We start from the raw sequence: 19,830 nt of genomic DNA on the forward strand, positions 1-19,830 counted from the left end.
GTGAGACGGTGAGACGATAGGGGGTTGGCGCTGCGGCCCCCTCGGCTAGGCTCCGCCGTCGCATGATGCCGGAAGCTGCCCTCACGCTGGCCATCCTCGGAGCCACGATCGTCCTGTTCGTGAGCGATCGCCTGCGGCTCGACGTCGTGGCGATGATGTCCTTGCTCGCGCTCACCCTCTCCGGCGTCACCACGGTCTCGGACGCGCTCGCCGGGTTCAGCAACCCGGCCGTGCTCATGATAGCTGGCCTGTTCATCGTGGGGGCCGCGCTGACGGACACCGGCGTCGCCGACTGGCTGGGCCACCGCCTCGAGCGCGTCGCGGGATCGGGAGAGGCGAGGGTGATGGTGGTCGTGATGGGGGCGACGGCGCTCCTGTCCGCCTTCATGAGCTCCACGGGGACCGTGGCGATCCTCCTGCCGGTGGTCGGGACCCTCGCGCTGAAGCGCGGAATCGCGCCCGCGAGGCTCCTCATGCCCGTGGCGTTCGCCGCGCACCTCGGGAGCAACCTGACGCTCATCAGCACGCCGCCGAACCTGCTCGTGAGCGACGCCCTCCGTGAGGCGGGGCGCGAGCCATTTCGCTTCTTCAGCTTCATCGTTCCCGGCCTCGCCGTGCTCGTGATCGGCGTGGCCTACGTCGTGTCGCTCGGTCGTCGCATGCTCCCTGGCAAGGCGGACGCGGCGGACGCGGGCGCGCCGCGCTCGCTCACGCTGAACGATCTCGCGACGGACTACGGGCTCGACACGTCGCTGCGCGCCTTGCGCGTCGCCGCGCGCTCGAAGCTCGCCGGCCTCACGCTCGGCGCCGCGAACCTCCGCGCCGACTTCGGCGTGACCGTGGTGGGGATCACGCATGACGGGCCTCGTGGCCGCTTGGCCCAGCGCGTCGTCCCGCAAGCGGTGTTCGCCGTCGGCGACGAGCTGCGCGTGCTCGGGAGCGACAGCGCGATCGCCGCGCTCGCAGAGCGCTTCGCGCTCGAAGCGCTCCCGGAGCGCCCCGCCTTCTCGTTGCCCCACGAAGAGTCCATGTGTGAGGTCGTGCTCCCGCGGCGCTCCCAGCTGGCGGGACAGACCCTGCGGGAAGCCAAGTTCCGCGATCGTTACCGCGCGAACGTGCTCGCGATCCGCCGGGGCGGAGGATCGCTGCCGGTGTTCCATGCGACGCCCGAGCTGCGCGATCTCAAGCTCCGCGCCGGCGATACGCTCCTCGTGAAAGGGCGGCAGAAGCACCTGAGGAACCTCCGCGACGAGCGGCGGGATCTCGTGCTCGTCGCCGAGCCTGACGCGCCGAGCGCGGTGTTCGTCGATCGCCAGCGCGCCCTCGCCGCCGTGGGGGTCACCCTGGGTATGCTCGTCATCATGGCGTTCGGGTGGCTGCCCAACGTGGTCGCCGTGCTGCTCGCCGCGGTCTTCCTGGTGCTCGCGCGGTGCGTGCGCCCGGCGGACGCCTACCGCGCCGTGAACTGGGAGAGCGTCGTGCTCATCGCGGGGATGATCCCCGTCTCCACGGCGCTGGAGCGCACCGGGGCGATGGGGGCCGCCGTGTCCGCGGTCGAGGCGCTCCTGACCGGGGCGCGGCCCACGGTGGTCCTCGGCTTGCTCGTCCTCTTCACCTCGGCCCTCGGAATGGTCCTCTCCAACACGACGACGGCCTTGCTCATGGCCCCCCTCGCGGTTCGTCTGGCCGGCGCGCTGGGCCTCGCGCCAGAGCCATTCCTCATCGGCGTCGCGTTCGCGTCTTCCGCGGCGTTCGCCACGCCGATCGCCTCTCCGGTGAACGTCCTCGTGATCGCGCCAGGCGGCTATCGCTTCAACGATTTCACGCGCGTGGGGCTGCCGCTGCAGCTCCTGGTGCTCGCGACCACCGTCATCGTCGTCCCGCTCGTGTGGGGCTTCTGACCGCGGCGATTCGCCCTGGAACTCCTCGAATCGTTTCACTTTTCCTTCCCCCCATTCCTCGATATCCTCGGCGCGATCGTCCCCTGGACCATCACCGGCGAGCCATTCATCCATGCCTGAACCCGTCATCCGCAATCCGATCCTGCCCGGCTTCAACCCCGATCCGTCCATCGTCCGCGTCGGCGACGACTACTACGTCGCGACCTCGACCTTCGAGTGGTACCCCGGCGTGCAGATCCACCACTCGCGCGATCTCGTGCACTGGCGTCTGCTCTCGCGCCCGCTCAACCGCGCGAGCCAGCTGAACCTGCTCGGCGACGGCGATTCGTGCGGCGTCTGGGCGCCGTGCCTGACGTATGCGGATGGCCTGTTCTGGTTGATCTACACCGACGTGAAGCGCTACGGCCGGACCACCGTCGGGGGCGCGTCCGGCGCGTCCATGCGCGACTTCCACAACTACCTGGTGACCAGCCCCACCGCCGACGGCGAGTGGTCGGATCCCGTGTATCTCAACTCGAGCGGCTTCGACCCCTCGCTGTTCCACGACGAAGACGGCCACAAGTACCTGAGCAACATGCTGTGGGACCACCGGCCCGGCCGCAATCGCTTTGCCGGCATCGTGCTCCAGGAGTACTCGCACGCCGAGCGCAAGCTCATCGGGCCTGCCACGAACATCTTCAAAGGCACGTCGATCGGCTACACCGAAGGTCCGCACATCTACAAGCGCGGCGGCTACTACTACCTGATCACCGCCGAGGGCGGCACGTACCAGGGCCACGCCGTCACCATGGCGCGCTCCCGTGACCTCACCGGCCCGTACGAGCTGCACCCCGAGACGTACATCCTGACCTCGCGCGCTCGCGCCGACGTCGCGCTGCAGCGCGCGGGCCACGCTGACCTGTGCGATACGCCGTCGGGCGACGTGTACATGGTCCACCTGTGCAGCCGCCCCATCCCGAACCGCGGGCGCTCGACGCTCGGCCGCGAGACCGCGATCCAGAGGATGGTCTGGTCGGACGACGGCTGGCTTCGCACGGCCGATGGTGAAGGTATCCCGCGCGTCGAGGTCCCAGCCCCCGGCCTGCCCGCGCATCCCTTCCCCGCCCGGGCCGCGCGCGAGGACTTCGATTCACCGCAGCTGCCGATCGACTTCCAGTGGCTGCGCTCGCCCTACCCCGACGAGCTGTTCAGCCTCACCGCACGTCCCGGTCATCTCCGGCTCTACGGCCGCGAGACGCTCGGCAGCCTGTTCCGCCAGTCGCTCGTCGCACGCCGCCAGCAGGCGCACTGCTACACAGCGGTCACGTCGGTCGACTTCGCGCCCGAGCAGTATCAGCAGATGGCCGGGCTCATCTGCTACTACAACACGAGCAAGTTCCATTACCTGCACATCTCGCACGAGGAGACGGTCGGGCGTTATATCCGGATCATGTCGGCGATCCCGGATGGGGTCATGGCGGACGCCTTCACCGCACCGGTCCCCATCCCGGGCACCGCGCCCGTGCACCTGCGCGCCGAGCTCGACCACGACCGGCTCTACTTCGCCTACAGCCTCGACGGTGCGGACTGGAGCTGGTTCCCGGAGCACCTGGACGCCAGCATCCTCTCGGACGAGGCCTCCGCGCCCGGCCTTCCCAACTTCACCGGTGCGTTCGTCGGCATGGCGTGCCAGGACATGTCGGGCACCGGGCGCCCGGCCGATTTCGACTACTTCGAGTACCGCGAGCGCGAGTACCTGATCGACCCCAGGCGCCCGTAGCGTCACTCTCCCACGAGGGAGGCGGGTAAAGAGCCTCGTTTTTGACCGCGGGTCGCTGGAGTGGCCCTCAAGGCTCCTTCTTCTTCTTCCACTTCTTCTTTTTTGGCGGCGGCAGCTTCGTCTTCTTCGGGTCCTTGGGCGCCCACGGGACGCGCGTGTCGATCGGCAGGATGTCCTCGTGCGGCAGGGCGCGCTCGCCCTCGCGCTTCACCGCGAACGACGCCGAGACCACGTTGATCCTGTGCGCGCCGAGGTCGGACAGATCGCCCTTGGCGCGGAGCCCGACAGGGATGCAGAACCGCCTCTTTCGCTCTTCTTCATCCATGTCGCCCCCCGGCGGCGCCCCGTCGCCCGGGCCGCGCAGCTGGCCGAGCCGACTCGGATCCTCCATCGCCAGCTGGAGCTGCTCGAGCACCTCCTCGGCGCACACGAGCTCCGGCTTGGGCTTCTTCTTGCTGCCGGACGGATACTGCACCTTGGACTGGACCTTGACCGTCACGGTCACCGGCTGCCGGTCCGGCCCCATCTGCAGCGCGCTCCCCGCGAGCGCGCCCTTGGCCCCGTCCACGATGCGATCCCACGTGGGGCCGTCCCCGGCCGACGCGCTCACCAGCCGGACGCCGAGGACCTGGCCGTCGGCGCCGAGCTTGACCTCGAAGGTCGCCCGCGCGTCGAGGGGCGCGGCCGAGGAGCGGACCATGTCCGCCAGGGTGCTCGCCACAGCGCCCGCGGCGGGGACGCTGATCCCCACGCTCTTGTCCTTGCCGTGCAGCGTCTCGTTCAGGACCGTGCCCGCGATAGCCGGATCCACGGGGCGAGCGCGCGGGGCGGCCGTCGGGGCGGCGCGCGGCGCGTCGGGGCCGGGGAGCACGCCGGGCACGGTCCAGAGGGGCGTCCCGAGCCCTGGGGCGAGCGCGATGCCCCCGCCCTCGGCGGGCGGTGCCCCGCCGTACTCATCGCCGGGCGGCGCCGTCGCCGGGGCCCCCGGGGCCTCGGCGGCGGGCGCCGGGGCCTCGGCGGCGGGCGCAGGAGCCCCGGGAGCCTCGACGGCGGGCGCGGGGGCCTCGGTCGCATGCCGGGCGGCGGCTTCGGCTGCGGGCGGCGCCGTCTCCGGAGGCGCGGCCTTCGGCTCGGCGGCGGGGGCTGCCGGCGCCGGCCTCGCGCGCTCCACCGAGGCGACCTTGGCCGCTGCGGTGCCCGGCGCGGGCGCCTGCGCCTTCTCGGTCGGAGCGGCCTTGCCTATCTCGCCGGCCGCCTGCGGCTCGTCCGCGAGCGGCTCGCCCCCGGCAGGCGCCGCGGTTGCGGCCTGGGAAGCCGGTGGTTCCAGCTCGAAATCGATGCCATCCACGATCGCGGACGGCTCGGCAGGGCCCTCTGGAGGCCGCTCCGGCGTCGGCGCGACGAGGATCGCGGCGTGCGCCGCGACCGCCATGGCCAGGGCCACGGCATCGCGCCCCCGCAGGGAGATGCTCACCGCCTCCTCGTGTCAAGGCAAGCGCGCATTGGCCAGTTCTAGCACGCCTCCGGCGCGCGGACCGGCATCCCCGGTGGTCCCCCCGCCCACCGGCGTGAAAAGCACGATCGCGGCGCGGCGACCGCGAGCACGCCGCGCGGCCGGGGAGGCCGGGGGTGAGGGCATTGTTCCACCCTGCGGGAATGATGGAACCGCCAAGTAGCCAGAAGACGCCAGAAGACGCCAGAAGACGCCAGAATTATTTGTGTTTTTCTTGGCGTCTTTTGGCGTCTTCTGGCGTCTTCTGGCGTCCTCTGGGCGACTTGGCGGTTCAAAAGACCCCACCTGCGGCCAAAGTCCCCCACCACCAGAGGCCGCTGTCGCGCTCCGGTGGTGTCGTTGCGCTGTAAATCGCGTGCCGGCGTGCGGTATCAGAGCACCGGCGTGCCCGGCGCGGCATCCTCGACCGTGATGGTGCGGACTCGCCCCTCGACCTCGGCGGTCAGCAGCATGCCTTCGGACACGAGCCCTTTGCCGAAGTCGCGCGGCGGCAGGTTGCAGATGACGACGATCCGCTTGCCCACCAGCTCTTCCGGGGCGTAGCTCGCCGCGATGCCCGAGATGATGCGCCGCGGAGCGCCGTCGCCGGTGTCGACGCGCAGATCGAGCAGCCGGTCCTTCTTCTTCACGCGCTCAGCGCTCGTGACCACCCCGATCCGGAGGTCCAGCCGGGCGAAATCGTCGAACGCCACAGGGCTCTTGCCCTGGCGCGCCGGCGGGGCGGCCACCTCGGCGCCGCCGCTCGCCCCGGGCGCGGCCTTCGCCTCCGGGGCGGCCTTCGCGCCAACCTTCACATCGGCCTTCCCCGGCTCGGCGTCCGGCCGTGGCGGGGCGAACCGGGCGAGCAGCTCGGCCTCTTTCTCCTTCTCGAGGCGGGGGAAGATGGGCGAGCCCCTGCGGAGCTTCTCGCCAGGCGCTCGCGACGGGAGCGCCATCGGCCAGCGATCGCTGCCCTCCTCGAACGCGATCGCCGGCAGCCCGAGCTGCTCGCGCATCCTGCCCGCCACGACAGGCATCACGGGGGAGATCATCACGCTGATCGCCTCGAGCTGCTCGATCAAGGTCGCGATGATCGTCCCGAGGCGCGCCGGGTCCGTCTTCTTGGCCACCCACGGAGCGGCCCTGTCGATGTAGAGGTTCGCCGCGGCGATCACCGTCCAGATCGCGTCGAGCGCGCGCGTCGGCTGGTTCGCGTCGAACGCCGTCGCCGCGGCCGCCGCGGCCTGCCGCTGCGCCCCGGCGAGCTCCTCCTCGAGCGGGCCCGAGGCCCCCTTCGCGGGGACCTCCTCGGCGAACGGGAGCACGCGGTTCAGCAGGTTGCCGAGCGCGTTGCCGAGCTCCGAGCCATACCGCGACAGCACGTCCTGAAGGCTGAAGTCGCCGTCCTGGCCGAACGAGATCGCGCGCATCAGGCAATACCGCACCACGTCCACCCCGACGAGGGGCGCGCCGGCCGCCGCGCCGGGGCCGCCGGGCAGGGCCGCCGCGGCCGCCTCGGAGAGGGCGGTCGCCACCTCGACGGGGCTGATGGTGTTGCGGAGCGTCTTCGACATCTTCTGCCCGCTGTACGTGAGGAACCCGTGGGCGAAGACCTGGCGCGGCAGCTCCGCCTCGCCGTAGCCCGCCGAGAGCAGGAACGCGGGCCAGTAGACGGCGTGGAAGCGCAGGATGTCCTTGCCGACGAGGTGCACGTCCGCGGGCCAGAAGCGCGTGTTGTCCTCCGGCTCGCGGAGCGCGGTCATGTAGTTCGCCAGCGCGTCGAACCAGACGTACATGACGTGCTTCGGGTCGTCGGGGACGGGGATGCCCCACTCGAACGTGGTGCGGGAGACCGACAGATCCTGGAGCCCCTCGCGCACGAAGCTCACCACCTCGTTCAGGCGGCTCGCCGGCTGCACGAAGGTCGGGTTGCGCTTGTAATAGTCGAGCAGCGCGTCTCCGTACCTGGACAGGCGGAAGAAGTAGCTCTCTTCCTTGACGCTCTCGGCGGGCTTCTTGTGCAGCGGGCAGACGTTCCCGGGCTGCTCCAGGTCCTTCTCGGTGGTGTAGGCCTCGCACCCGACGCAGTAGAGCCCCTCGTAGTGGCCGAGGTAGATGTCCCCGCGCGCCTTGATCCGGCTCCAGAGCTCCTGCACGCCCTTCTTGTGGCGCGGCTCGCTCGTGCGGATGAAGTCGTCGGGAGCGCAGCCGAGCTTCGGCCACGTGGCGCGGAAGGCGGCGGCGATCTCGTCGGCGTGGGCGCCCGGCGCGACGCCGCGCGCCTCGGCGGCGCGCTGGATCTTGAGGCCGTGCTCGTCCGTGCCGGTGAGCATGCGGCTCTCGTGGCCGCGCAAGCGGTGGTAGCGGCACAGCACATCCGCGGCGATCGTGGTGTACGCGGTGCCGAGGTGCGGGACGTCGTTGATGTAATAGATGGGCGTCGTGACGTAGAAGCGGCTCGCCATGGCAACGCCCTCTTAGCATGGGGCGCTCTCCCGCGGCGAGCCGGCGCGGCGCCGATCAGATCAGCGCGTCCTCGGGGAGCTCGGCCTGGTGAAGGACTCCATCCGTGAACACCTGGCCGTCGATCTCGTAATAGAGCCGGAGCTGCACCTTGCGCGCGTCGGGCCGCGGCGACACCGAGCCCGGCGTCGCGGTGGATCCCTGGAAAATCTTGCCGGCGAAGCTGAACTGCTGGTTCGGGCCCCACCCGGTATACGAGAGCGGGATCGTCTCGGCGTGGACGAGCGCGTCGTGGCCGTCGAACACGTGGACATCGATCCACGCGCTGGCGCCCCACGCCGAATGGCTGACCCACGCGTCGAGGTCCAGGTGGATCTGGATGTCTGTCCCCGCGCTCGGCCCCTGCGCGGGCCTCGGGAACGCGTAGACCTTCGAGACCCGGAAGGCCCGGACGTTCGTGATGTCAGGGCGCCGCTGCGCCCCCGCGCGGTAGAGGACCGGCTGCGCCGGGATCCGCGGCGGCGGGCCGCCCACGTCGAACCAGTAGTTGTCGCCGAAGCGCGAGTCCCACGCCTCGCACCGGCGGCTTGTCTGAGAGAAGCCGTGGAACCAGATCTCCGCCTGGGTCGCGTCGTCGGGCACCGAGATCTCCAGGGCCGCGGGCCTGTGCGCGACGACGTGCCCGGGCGGGTTCCCCGGGGCCCGCACCTCCTCGACGACGCTCCCCTGCACGATCGCGCCGCGCGGGTGAAAGCGGACGTAGGCGGTGATGTCGCCGATCTCGGCGCCGCGCCACGTCGTGAAGCAGCGCGACAGGCGGCTGAGCTCATACTCGATCCTGAGCTTCCCCCCGCGCTCGATCGGACCCTGCTGCGCGTGCTGCCAGTCAGGCAGGAACTGGAGAACAGCGGTCGTTGCCATCGGGACCCTCCTTGCATGGACGGGTAGCCAGGAATGGGCAGCCGATGCAAGCGGGACGACGTTTCGGCCAGCGTGAAGGCCGATCGCGCGTCGGCGGATCGCGCGTGCGCGGTTTCAGGGGGGTGTGACGGCGGATCGCGCCCCCTCGGACGGCGCGGACCCAGACCGGGCCCAGCTGTCAAGCCCCGGGCCTGGGCAGCTCGCCCCGGGCGCGCGACAGGCTCGGGGGACGAGAGCGCTCAGGAGCTCGCCCTGAGCGCGGTGAACTCGCCTGGATCGTGGATGGTGGGGGGATTGGTCCCGCCACCGATGAAGTCTTCCGTCCGGTCGTACATGCCGAAGTGGGTCACCGGCGCCGAGCCGCCCGGTGCCGGGAAACCATCCGCGCCTGCCTTGACCCCGAGGGCGTTCATCAAGTTGCAGAAGTACTTGTTGATCGGCGCGTTGGCGAGCGACGGATCGGTCCCCGTTTCCTGGGAGATCGCGTCGACCTGGTCCGACGTGCCGTCGGCACACGTGATCTCGCTGTTGCCGGTCGTGAGATCGGGCGAGCCGTCATCGACGTTCACGGCCCAGCCGGTCTTGAAATAGCCGCCGGCGCTGCCGGCCTGGACGATCGGCATGTTGTTGAGGTTGCGGGCGCAGCCGTCCGACGCGTCCTGGAACCAGACGGCCGCGCAGTTGTCGAGGAGCGTCCCGTCGCCCTCGTCGATACCGTTCAGCTGCCCGACGAGGTGGGCGAACTTCCTCGCATAGTAGTCGTCGATCTTGAGGAGCATGTCGATCACCCCCGGGACGCAGGTGCCCGTCATGCCCGCGTGGGGCAAGCGACTCGCGAGACCGGCGCTCTCCTGCGTCAGGCCGAGCCCCTTGAAGTTGTAGTTCCCGGGGTACTTCAGCAAGATGACGGGGTTCGCGTTGCACGCCGCCGCGAGCACGGCGAGGTTCGAAAAGAGGTCCGCTCCGTCCAGGCTGTCCGAGATTCGCTGCATCAGCCGGTCTTCGCCGAGCGGGGTTGTGCTCGCCAGGTCGATGTTTTCTTGCGTCACGCCGAGCGCCGTAGCGAGGGACGTGTCGCACTGCGCAGAAGCCACCACGTTTCCTGTCGAGTGGATGAGCTCCTTCCAGGCTGCGAGCTTCTGCTTGTCGGAACGGCTCATGTCGAACCGCTCGAGCCTCTGCAGATCATCCTTCACGATGTCGAGGACGCTCTTGCCGCGCGTCGCCGCGTAGGTGTCCGGAGACGTCGGCTTCCCCGCCTCGAAGAGGCCCGTGAGGCTGCTGAAGGCCTGCGACACGTTGAGGCCCCTGAAGAGGGTCTCGGCGGCGGAGTAGGAGATCGCCGACTGAGAGTTGTCATTCTGACCGCCCGTGTTCATGAGCAACGGAGTGCCTTGCGGGCTGAGCTGTCGTGCGATGACGTGGTCCAGCGAGGGACCGGTCGGCATGGCGTTGAACTTCGTCGCCGTGTTGAAGCTGAACGGGTCGTTGCTGTTGGGAGTGACCGGGTGGCAAGTGAAGTACGACCCGTTCACCTGCGTGTTTTCATCGTTCCCCTGCCCCCGAACCATCGTCGCCGTCCACTCGTTCATCGCGCGGATGCCCCGGGGCATGAGGAGCTTGTCGACGTAAGGCGCCAGGTGCTTGAGCGTCGTCGACTCGAGGTCCGCGGCGGTGAGCCGGCCGTGCGACTTCTTCGGGAACCACCGCGTCGTGATGCAGCCATAGTGCGTGTACATCACGATCAGCCGCTTCGGCGGCGTGGCCGGCTGCGCCATCACGGAGCGGTCGAGGATCGAGCCGAGGAACGGGGCCGCGACGCAAGCTCCGCCCAGCCCCCGGAGGAAAATTCTTCGGTTCACGCGCTTTGCCATGATCGTATTTTTCCTACCTCAGTGGAGATGATCGCCCGGCTGACACTCGGAACGCCCTCCGGATGCCCGCGTTCGCCACGTCTCCGTCACCCCTACAATGCCCGCGGGCGCGTGAACGTATTTGGATTTCGCCCGGCCGGGAGCGTTCGTCGAGCGGAAGGGTGCCCCGCGCGTCACGGGCGACAGCGGCACCGGGAAAGAGCTCGTTGCGCGGCGGGAGGCGGCGGCAATTGGCGCCCATCGCGACGCCTCGCTGCCTGTGGTGCTAGGTTGAGACCATGACGATGAGGTCGAGTCGCGCCCTGTTTGCGGTTGCCGTCTCTGCGTTGCTCGGCGCATGCGGTGGGGAAACAGCGCCCTCCACCCCGGAGGCGGGCGGGACGACGGGCTCGCCCGCCGGCGGTACGGGGACAGGCGGCGTGGACGCGAGCAGCAGCGCGGCGGGCACAGGCGGCGCGGACGCGAGCAGCAGCGCGGCGGGCACAGGCGCCGCGGACGCGAGCAGCAGCGCGGCGGGCACGGGCGGCGCGGACGCGAGCAGCAGCGCGACGGGGGGAGGGACAGGCGGCGCGGGGTCTGTGCAGCTCACGGGAGCCGTCGAGAAGGGGCCGTTCGTGGTCGGCTCATCGGTGGTGATCTCGGTCCTCGGTCATGATCTGACCCCGACGGGACAGACGTTCATCACGGCGACGGACGACGACCTTGGACATTTCGAAGTGGCTCTCGCCCACCCCGGTCCGGTCTCGATCGTGAGCGAAGGGTTCTACTACAACGAGGTCACCGGCCGCCTCTCGGACGCCCCGCTGACGCTGCGCGCGCTGTTCGACGTCGCCGGCAATGCACCGGAGCAGACCGCGTACGTCAACCTGATCACGCACCTCGGCTACGAGCGGGCCAGGCGGCTCGCCGAGGGCAGCGGGGATCTCACGGCTGCGGTCGAGCAGGCAGAGGGCGAGCTCCGCGCCGCGCTGGGCATCGGCCCGGCAGGTTTCGACCCCCACGCGAGCGGCGTCGAGATGAACGCGCTCGGGGGCGATGGCGACGCCAACGCGTACCTCCTCGCCGTCGGCGCCGTCGTGCTCAAGGCAGCCCTCCTCGAGGCGGGTGAGCACGGCTCGGTCGACGCGGCGGTGCAGGAGCTCGTGAACCAGCTCTCGCTCGACCTGGCGAGCGACGGCGCGCTCGACCCCGCGCTCGTCGCGGAGCTCGCCGGCGCGGCCTCGGCGCTGGATCGCTACGAAGTGAAAGATCTCCTCGGCGAGCGGATCGAGGAGCTGGGCTCGACCGCCGAGGTGCCGGATATCGACAGGTTCTTCGACGAGGACGGGGACGGTGTCTACGACGCCGAGGATACCTGTCGCCTCGTACCGAACCCGAGCCAGTCGCCGCTGAACGCGGTCTGCTCGGTCAAGAAGGTCCGCGTCTCCGAGCCCCTCGAGGGCGGCAGCCTGACCGCGATCTTCGTCCGCGACGCCGATCAGGACGGCCGCGCCGACGTCATCGTCGGCAATGTCGGCGGTGGTTCGGGCGAGGGGCTGGGCGTGCTGCGCGGCAAGGGGACGGGGCGGCTGGAAGAGCCCGTCTGGGCGCTGCCACCCAGGGATTATTATCCCGCGGCGGTCGTCGCCGACTTCAACGAGGATGGCGATCCCGACGTCGCGGCGGAGGTGTGGGGCCTGTCGCTCGCCCTGGGGGGGCCGGGAGCGACGTTTCTGCCCGCGGTCGAGATCGATCCGGCGAGCGCGCTCTGCCTGGCGACCGCCGATTTCGACGGGGATGGGCATCAAGATCTCGCTTCCGGCGGCGCTTCGGGCGTGACCATTTTCCTGGGGGACGGCGCGGGCGGGTTCGTGGCGGCAGCGACGGTGCCCGCCGACTCTCCGGTTGCGCTCGCCGTGGGGGACTTCGACGCCGACGGCAACGCGGATCTGGCGGCGGCCCACTGGGACCAGAAGAAGGTCAGCGTCTGGCTCGGCGACGGGGCGGGGGGCCTCGATTCACCGACCTCCTTCGCGATGCCTTCCAAGGCGTCGTCGGTGTCCGTCGGGGACTTCGACGGCAACGGCGACCAGGACCTTGTCGTGGCCATGATCGACGGGAGGCTGCGCGTGCTCGTCGGCGACGGCGCGGGTGGCTTCACCCAGGGGCCCGAGCACCAGGTGTCGGCGAATCACCATGCGAGGACCGCGATGGCCGACTTCACCGGCGACGGGAGAGACGATGTCGTCGCGAACTGGGCCATGGACGGCATGATCCACCTCGTCGTCAGCGCGGGGACGGCGTTCGGCGAAGATCACACCTTCGACGAGGCGAACAGCCGGGAGGGGCTGTCGCTCGGTGTCGGCGACCTCAACGGGGACGAAAGGCCTGACATCGTGTACGACGACGGCGAAGCCGTGACCATGCTGGTCGTCGATCTCTGAAGCCGCAGGCTGGCTGCTTCCATCCGCGAGGCCGACGAGCTCGTGCCCTCGGCGGGCCGGGGCGCCGTGTGAGACGCGAAGGCAACGTGGAGCGTCGACTTCGTGCTCGGCGGTGAGCTCGATCCGGCGCCGCGCCACCGGTCGCCCTTGCGATCCGTCCACACTCCGAAAAGCGTGTCCAGTTTGATCGTTCCTTCATCGCCGGGCCGAATGGGCTGTCTTCACGCCGCCGCCTGCGGGGCGTAGCATGTGCCAGGGCGCGTCGACTCCAGGGCAGCCTGCCCTCGAGCGCTGCGCCGAGACGTCACCCAACCCGCATCGAGAGGTCTCATGAGTTCTCCGACCGCCCAGCCCGCCGAGAGCTACAACCCCTACGAAGCACCCAAGGCAGACGCACCCGCGGCGTTGCAACCGGAGGAGCGCTCGCGGTTGCGGCTCGCGAGCGGCGGCAGGCGGTTCGCGAACCTCGTCGTCGATTACGTGGGATTGATGCTGTTCACGTTCCTCGTGGGCGTGGTCTTCGGGCTCCTCGGAGCCGCCGAGGTGTTCGAGCAGGCCAACGATACGTTGCTCGGCCTCGTGATGATGTTCGCGTACTATGTCTCGATGGAGGCGCTCTTCGGCGCCACGCTGGGCAAGCTCGTCACGGGCACGCGGGTCGTGATGGAGGACGGCAGTCGCGCCGGCCTCGGTCGGCTCGCGATCCGCACGCTGTGCCGGTTCATCCCCTTCGAGGCGTTCACGTTTCTGACGCGGCGGGGCGGCGCGCCCGTGGGTCTGCACGACCGGCTGTCGAAGACGCGCGTCATCCTCGTGCGCGGCGCTGACGACGCACGTTGAGAGGCGGTGCGCCGAGCCCCTGTAGGGACGAGCGGTGGTCGCCTCGCGACGGGGCAGGTCAGGGGACGGCCTGCTTGCGAATGCGAGCGAGAGAGCGAGAGCACTGGAGGACCATGGCGCCGAACCCGAGAAAACAGACACCGACGTCAGACCAGCTCCGGAGGTCGAGGGCTCCGACGCGCACAAGCAAGAGGTACGCGACGGCGAGGTTGGCCAGCGCCCAGGCGACGTTCACCGGCGGCGGCGACAGCCCCTTGAACGGCGGTGACGCGAACGGGGTCTGCAACGGCTGGCCGGACACGCCGGCGATCAAGTGGGGGAGCGCATTGGCGAGGAACGCCCCGCCGAAGAAGTACGCGACATAGACATACCAGGGCATGGTGATCTCCTCGAGCTGTTCGAGCGGAGACGGCTCTCGCACCAAGAAGTACGTTGTGGCGGCTTTCACATGCAAGGAAGAAGACAGGGCCGCCTCGGTCACGTGCCGGTGAACTTAGAGCACCGAGCACGTTGAAACCCGGAGAATTTCACAGGGAGGCGGGGAGGCGGGGAGGAAGAAGAAATGAATTTTTCCCTCTCGGCGTCGCTCGCTCCCCGCCTCCCCGCCTCCCTGTGAAATTTCTGCTTCTTCTCGTGGTTTTGACCCGTTTGTCGCTCTAGGCGTGAGATCGATCATCGACCTCGCGCGATGTGCCGCCGTCGGCCGCGGCTGGCACGCGAGGCCAGCGCTCATGAACAAGAGAAACTGGAGTAAGCCTCTTCTCATGCCGTAGAAGTAACAGACGCAACCTGCGGAGAGTGGCAGTGACAAGGTTGCGACCGGGTCGAGCTGTGAACGGCATTCACAGATCTTCGTCGCCGCGCGTGGATTGTCCGTCGCGCAGGCGAGAGTCACCTTGCGGCGCGTGACGGGGCCTCTTGCCGGTCCCGCAGAGGAGCAACGCCATGCATGCCGTAGGAGTCCACCGCTACCTTCCCATCGAGCACCCCGAGAGCCTGCTCGATCTCCAGCTGCCGGAGCCGGCGCCGAGGCCGCGCGATCTGCGCGTGCGGGTGTGCGCGGTGGCCGTGAACCCGGTCGACGTGAAGGTCCGCGCGCCGAAGCCCCGGGTCGAGAACCCGCCGCGCATCCTCGGCTGGGACGCCGCCGGCGTCGTCGAGTCGGTCGGCGCGGATGTCACCGTGTTTCGGCCGGGAGACAAGGTCTATTACGCCGGCAGCATCGCGCGGCCGGGCAGCAACGCGGAGGTGCACCTCGTCGACGAGCGCCTCGCCGCGCCGATGCCGCGGTCGCTCGGGTTCGCCGACGCGGCGGCGCTGCCGCTCACCTCGCTGACCGCGTGGGAGGGGCTCTTCGAGCGCCTCGGCGTCGACCCCGAGGGGCGCGACGCGGGGAGCTCCGTGCTCGTCCTCGGCGGCGCCGGCGGCGTGGGCTCGATGGTGGTGCAGCTCGCCAAGGCCGCAGGGCTGCGGGTCGTCGCGACCGCCTCGCGCGAGGAGAGCCGGGCGTGGGCGCGCTCCCTCGGCGCGGACGTCCTCGTCGACCACCGCGCGCCGCTCCGGCCGCAGCTCGAGGCCGCGGGGATACAGCACGTGGAGCTCATCTTCGACACGCAGAGCACCGAGGCGTGGTGGGACACGATGGCCGATCTCGTGGCGCCGCGCGGGCGCATCGTGGGGATCGTCGAGGCGAAGGCGCCGCTCGATCTCGGGAGGCTCATGTCGAAGAGCGCGACCTTCGCGTGGGAGCTGATGTTCACGCGGTCCCTCTACGAGACCGCGGACATGGCCGCGCAGCGGGCGATCCTCACGCGCGTGGCGGCGTGGGTCGACGAGGGGCGGGTCCGCACGACGCGCCGCGAGCACCTCGGCCGGATCAGCGCGGCGAACCTGCGCGCCGCCCACGCCCGCATCGAGTCGGGGCAGGCGGTGGGCAAGCTGGTGCTGGAGGGGTGGGGCTGACCGCGAGGCGCGCCGGGCACGTCAGCGGGCGAGGAGCGCGATCGCGTCCTGGATCCCGGCGTGGGTCAGCCGTACGCGGACGTCGACGCGGGCCCCGCCGGAGCCGAGCACCTCGGAGGTGACGGCGAGCGGGATCGCCACCCCGCCCCGCGCCGGCAGCGCCGCGAGCGCGGCGAGGTCCTTGGCGGCCTCGTCCAGCGCCTCCGGCGCGTCGCCGTTCGCCGCGAGCAGCGTCAAGCCAGCCAGCGAGAAGAGCCCGCCGGCCAGCGCCCCGCGCCTCCGCAGCACGTCCATGTCCGGCGCCGCGCCGAGCGTGCCCTCGTCGCGCCCCGGATCCACCGCGACGCGCAGCCGGGCCACCAGGGCGGCGTCGTCCTCGCTGATCCCGAGCCACGTCCGCTGGCCGGCGGGGACGACATAGAAGTGGGTCGTGTGCGCGGGCGGGGCGTCCTTCGTGAGCGGCCTGGAGCGGAGCTCGACATGGAGCGTCCCCGCGGGCAGCGAGGCGGGCGCGCGGACGATCGCGTGCGTCGTGTTCTGCTTGTCGTCGTCGTCCTTGCGAGCGCCGTCCTTCGGCGCGCTCCGCTTGAACCTGTCGAGCTCATCGCCGCGCTGGAGGAGCTCCTTCACCCCGGAGATCCAGGTCTGCGCCGGCTCCTCGACCGAGGCCAGCACCCACCCCTGGAGCGCGAGGCGCGCCGCCTTTCGCGCGCGCGGCGCGCCCATGTCGCGCTGGTAGGCCGCGAGCGCCTTCTCCGCCGCCGCGCCCTTCGCGCCCGCGCCGACGACGAGGGGGCCGCCCGTGAGGACCAGCGTCTCGAGGCGATCGAGGACCTGATCGAGCCGCGCCTCGTCGTAGCCGTCGTCGATCATGTCGTCGCGCAGCGCCTTGAAGACGGCCTCCCGCAGCGGGGTGAGCTCGGCGCGCGACGCGCCCTGCGTGTGGAACGCGACCGCCGTGTCGGCCGGGAGGCGGAAGAACGCCGGCGGCGGCGCGGCGTCCTGCGCCGCGGCCGGCGCGAGGGCCAGCGTGAGGGGCGAGCGCCGGCCCGCGAAGCGCAGCGTGAGGCCGACCTCGACGTCCGCGCGGCCCCACGTGAGGTCGACGTTCAACCGCTCGATGTCGCGCAGGAACCCCGCGGCGAGCTCCTCGCCCAGCGCCCCCGCGCGGCCGTCGTCCTCGTCCGCGTCGCCCGCGGCGCTCGCCTCCTCCACGGCCTGGCGGAGGGTCCGCTCCGAGAGCTCGATCCGCGCGTCCGCGTCGAGCGGCTCCCGGGCCACGACCTGGACGAGGTAGGCCGCGGCGGTCTCGATGTCCTCCACGTCCGCGCTGCAGAGCAGGCGCGCGCCGTCCCGCCGCTCGCCCGGATCGAACGCGCAGGCCCAGGGCGGCGCCTCCTCGTCGGGCTCGGCGTTGCGCGCGCGCTCGACGCGCAGCAGGCCCGGGTGCCTCTCGAGCTCCTTGAGCACGAAGCGATCGGCCAGCCGCGGCACCTCCTGCTCCGCGACCGACAGGGAGGCCACGACGTGATCGCCCGTGGTGCCCAGGAAGGCGACGTCGATCGGCCTGTCCAGATCGACGATCTCGGCGAGGTCCGGGCCCACCGCTGCTTCGAGCATCTTCGTGGGGTCCGTCGAGCCCATGGTGAACACGAGCGCGCTGCTCGGCAGGAGCTGCGCGGCGTTGGCCCAGGTCCGCTTCGGATGGGCGATCCTCAGCACGAAGGCGAGCTCTGCCGGTGCGCTCGCGGGCTGCGCCGCCGCGACCGCGGGCGCGGCGGCGGCCGGGCGCGGCGCCACGGGCAGCGACGCGACGGGAGCACGCTGGGGAGCCGGGGCGCCGGCGCACGCGGTGAGGAGGGCGATGGGGAGGAGGGCGGCGCGCTTCATGGAGGGCGCCGATCGTCGCGCTCGAACCGGGCCCCTGGCAAGCGGGGTGTTACTTCGGGAGCTTCATCACCGTGCCTGCGGCGCTGTTCGTCCAGTAGACGCTTGTCGCGTCCACGGTGATGCCCAGCGGATGATCTTGCCCCGTCGCGAGCGTCTCGGGATCGCCGCCTCGGATGGGCACCTTCTTCACGGTGCCGTCGTCGTTCGTCCAGTACACGCTCTCGGCGTCGATCGCGAGCTTCCGCGGGTTGCGCTGCCCCTCCGCGAGCGCGACGGGGGTGCCGCCCTCGAGCGGGGCCTTCATCACCGTGCCTCCGTCGTTGGTCCAGTAGACGGCGGCGGCGTCCACGGCGATGTCCTGCGGCCTGACCTGCTCGTCCGCGAGCGCGCTCGGGGCGCCGCCCGCGACAGGCACCTTCATCACCGTGCCTCCTTCGTTCACCCAGTAGACGTGGGTCGCGTCGACGGCGATGCCGAGCGGGGAGTCTTGCCCCTCCGCGAGCGCGACCGGCGCGCCTCCCGCGACGGGCACCTTCATGACCGTGCCCTGGTCGGCGCTCGTCCAGTAGACGTTCTCGGCGTCGACCGCGATGCCCATGGCGTATGTCTGCCTGTCCGCGAGGATCGTGGAATCGCCCTCGTACGTCGCCTGCATGATGATCTCGAGGCCGGAGTCGGTGAAATAGATCTGGCCAGCGGCGTCGAGCGTGATGCTCTGGGGGGCGAAGGGGGGGTCTCCCATGAAGAGGAACTCCGCATTGCCGCCGCGGACAGGCACCGTCATCACCTGTCGAGCGAGGGGATCGACCCAGTACGCGGTGGTGTCGTCGACCGCGATGTCCGTCGGCTCGACGCCGCCCGACGCCAGGAGGAGGGGCTGGCAGCGCGACGCCACGCACGGCGCTCCCAGGCAATAATGGCCGCAAGCGCCGCAGTGCTCCGGATCGGACGTCCTGTCCACGCAGGCGCCGCCGCAGAAGGACAGGCCGTCCTGGCAGCCGGGCGCGTCGTCGCCTCCGGTCCCCGCCGCGGCCACGGCGCCGCCTCCGCCCCCGCCGGAGGTCCCCGAGCTCGTGGCGTCGGAGCTCCCAGGAGCGAAGTCCCGAGCTTCGGGGCTGCACGCGGACAAAGCAAGCACGCTCATCAGGAGAAAGCGGTTCATGGCGCGTAGTGTACACGGAACGCGGGAGCACGTCGGCAAGCCTGCCTCGGAGCGCTCGTGCCGATCGCTGCTGTCGGGCGCTGTCGCATCAGCGGGCCAGCGCGACGAGCGACTCGGGCATGCCGAGGTCGACAAGGGCCGGCCGCACGAGGGAGAAGCGCTCGAGCCAGACGCGATCGAACGCCGCCTCGCATGAGCACCCTGTCTGCGGCGGGCGCGGGCCTCAGCGCGCCGGGGTCATGCCCGTGTCGTCGAGCGCCGGCCAGGCTGGCCGGAGCGGGAGGACGAGCGCATCGAACGGCGCGGGCAGCGATACGGAGGTCGCCGCGTGCAAGCAGAACTCCCGGCCGGGCCCGAGCACCATCTGGCGCATCCACAGGCCGGCGCTCGCTTGCTCCAGGATCGGCGTGAGCCGGGCGAACAGCTCACCGTAGGACACGCCGTCGGGCTTGCCGAACCAGTGGGCGTAGCCGGGCGCGTCCAGCGCAACCCCGCCCCGCAGGCGATAGAGGCCCCCGGCCCCGCCGCCGGCGACCGCGGCGGCCGCGTCGTGCGGCGCCGAGCGGCTGGCGGAGACCGCGGCCTCGTTCAAGGCGCCGAGCGCACCGAAATCCTGTACGAGATACCAGTCCTCGTAGACGTCGCCGCCGCCGGCCGCCCACGGGGCCCCGGAGAGCCCGACGCTGAACGACCGGAGAAAGCCCGGCGCGGGCGCTCGGGCGAGCGCCGCGTGGAAGGCGCGCTGCCGGCGCTCGTACTCGCCCGCGGCGGCCTGCGGCTGCCTCCAGTGCCAGAACACGTAGGCCAGCATCTCAGGCCCTCTCCGACGCCGGGTGCTTCATGTTCATGTAAACACCGCCTGCCTCGAGCTCGTCCAGCATCTGGCGTAGGCGCTTCTCCCTGGTCTCCTGGCGCTTTGCCTGGTTGATCCACCCGATGTAATCGTTCTGCTGGTAGGCAGGGCGCTGCTTGTAAGCGTCCATCAAGCCACGCTCGTTCAGCGCGCTCTCGATGAAATCCGGCATCGGGTACCTGGGCCGCCTCAGGGCTGACGAATCGGCGCTCATGGCCTCCTCGTTATACCGGCGCCCGGCGTGGAGGTGAAGCGAATCAGGGGCGCCCGTCGGGCTCGTCGCGCGAGGG

At 70.7% G+C, this 19,830-nt stretch carries 14 protein-coding genes; 5 read left to right on the top strand and 9 right to left on the bottom strand.

Annotated elements, in window-relative coordinates; translation table 11 throughout:
* Window positions 1–62 precede the first annotated feature (62 nt).
* Together WMF22_RS00655 and WMF22_RS00660 are read left to right on the top strand one after the other, a co-directional pair.
* Window positions 63–1,901 (top strand): SLC13 family permease, encoded by a 1,839-nt coding sequence (locus WMF22_RS00655; protein ID WP_438034501.1) that lies wholly within the window; start codon window positions 63–65, stop codon window positions 1,899–1,901.
* Window positions 1,902–2,013: 112 nt separating this feature from the next.
* A complete protein-coding gene (locus tag WMF22_RS00660) occupies window positions 2,014–3,660 on the top strand; it encodes a glycoside hydrolase family 43 protein (protein WP_438034502.1) in 1,647 nt (548 codons plus the stop codon).
* Between the two features lie 67 nt (window positions 3,661–3,727).
* Here the strand turns inward: WMF22_RS00660 and WMF22_RS00665 are convergent, their stop codons facing one another.
* The 4 genes from WMF22_RS00665 to WMF22_RS00680 all read right to left on the bottom strand — a co-directional run bounded on the left by WMF22_RS00665 (window position 3,728) and on the right by WMF22_RS00680 (window position 10,410).
* Window positions 3,728–5,134 carry a hypothetical protein gene (locus tag WMF22_RS00665; RefSeq protein WP_438034503.1) on the bottom strand — a complete coding sequence of 469 codons (1,407 nt, stop codon included), beginning with the start codon at window positions 5,132–5,134 and terminating at the stop codon, window positions 3,728–3,730.
* Between the two features lie 410 nt (window positions 5,135–5,544).
* Window positions 5,545–7,617, bottom strand: a complete 2,073-nt coding sequence (gene metG, locus WMF22_RS00670; protein ID WP_438034504.1) for a methionine--tRNA ligase — start codon at window positions 7,615–7,617, stop codon at window positions 5,545–5,547.
* A gap of 55 nt (window positions 7,618–7,672) precedes the next feature.
* The gene (locus WMF22_RS00675) at window positions 7,673–8,536 is read right to left on the bottom strand and encodes a DUF6209 family protein (RefSeq protein ID WP_437297185.1); all 864 of its coding nucleotides are present in this window, start codon (window positions 8,534–8,536) and stop codon (window positions 7,673–7,675) included.
* 239 nt (window positions 8,537–8,775) lie between these two features.
* Window positions 8,776–10,410: a DUF1552 domain-containing protein gene (locus WMF22_RS00680; RefSeq protein WP_438034505.1), complete on the bottom strand. Its 1,635-nt coding sequence runs from the start codon at window positions 10,408–10,410 to the stop codon at window positions 8,776–8,778.
* 278 nt (window positions 10,411–10,688) lie between these two features.
* On the opposite strand from WMF22_RS00680, the gene WMF22_RS00685 reads away from it, so the two are divergent.
* Together WMF22_RS00685 and WMF22_RS00690 are read left to right on the top strand one after the other, a co-directional pair.
* Window positions 10,689–12,833: an FG-GAP-like repeat-containing protein gene (locus WMF22_RS00685; RefSeq protein WP_438034506.1), complete on the top strand. Its 2,145-nt coding sequence runs from the start codon at window positions 10,689–10,691 to the stop codon at window positions 12,831–12,833.
* 330 nt (window positions 12,834–13,163) lie between these two features.
* Window positions 13,164–13,673 (top strand): RDD family protein, encoded by a 510-nt coding sequence (locus WMF22_RS00690; RefSeq protein WP_438034507.1) that lies wholly within the window; start codon window positions 13,164–13,166, stop codon window positions 13,671–13,673.
* 58 nt (window positions 13,674–13,731) lie between these two features.
* On the opposite strand, the gene WMF22_RS00695 is transcribed toward WMF22_RS00690, so the two are convergent.
* Window positions 13,732–14,094, bottom strand: coding sequence for a hypothetical protein (locus WMF22_RS00695; protein WP_438034508.1), 363 nt, complete (start codon window positions 14,092–14,094; stop codon window positions 13,732–13,734).
* A 524-nt stretch (window positions 14,095–14,618) separates the two neighbouring features.
* Between WMF22_RS00695 and WMF22_RS00700 the strand changes: the two genes are divergently transcribed.
* Window positions 14,619–15,635, top strand: coding sequence for a zinc-binding alcohol dehydrogenase family protein (locus WMF22_RS00700; protein WP_437297190.1), 1,017 nt, complete (start codon window positions 14,619–14,621; stop codon window positions 15,633–15,635).
* Window positions 15,636–15,656: 21 nt separating this feature from the next.
* Here the strand turns inward: WMF22_RS00700 and WMF22_RS00705 are convergent, their stop codons facing one another.
* The 4 genes from WMF22_RS00705 to WMF22_RS00720 form a co-directional block, all read right to left on the bottom strand.
* Complete coding sequence (locus tag WMF22_RS00705; RefSeq protein WP_438034509.1) at window positions 15,657–17,525, bottom strand: hypothetical protein; 1,869 nt, start codon at window positions 17,523–17,525, stop codon at window positions 15,657–15,659.
* Between the two features lie 49 nt (window positions 17,526–17,574).
* Window positions 17,575–18,687 (bottom strand): hypothetical protein, encoded by a 1,113-nt coding sequence (locus WMF22_RS00710; RefSeq protein ID WP_438034510.1) that lies wholly within the window; start codon window positions 18,685–18,687, stop codon window positions 17,575–17,577.
* Window positions 18,688–18,910: 223 nt separating this feature from the next.
* A complete protein-coding gene (locus tag WMF22_RS00715) occupies window positions 18,911–19,498 on the bottom strand; it encodes a hypothetical protein (protein WP_437297193.1) in 588 nt (195 codons plus the stop codon).
* Window position 19,499: 1 nt separating this feature from the next.
* Complete coding sequence (locus WMF22_RS00720; protein ID WP_437297194.1) at window positions 19,500–19,754, bottom strand: YdeI/OmpD-associated family protein; 255 nt, start codon at window positions 19,752–19,754, stop codon at window positions 19,500–19,502.
* Window positions 19,755–19,830: the final 76 nt, after the last annotated feature.

The sequence above is a fragment of the Sorangium sp. So ce204 genome (genome assembly GCF_051526795.1).
Classification (GTDB): Bacteria; Myxococcota_A; Polyangia; order Polyangiales; family Polyangiaceae; genus Sorangium; species Sorangium cellulosum_B.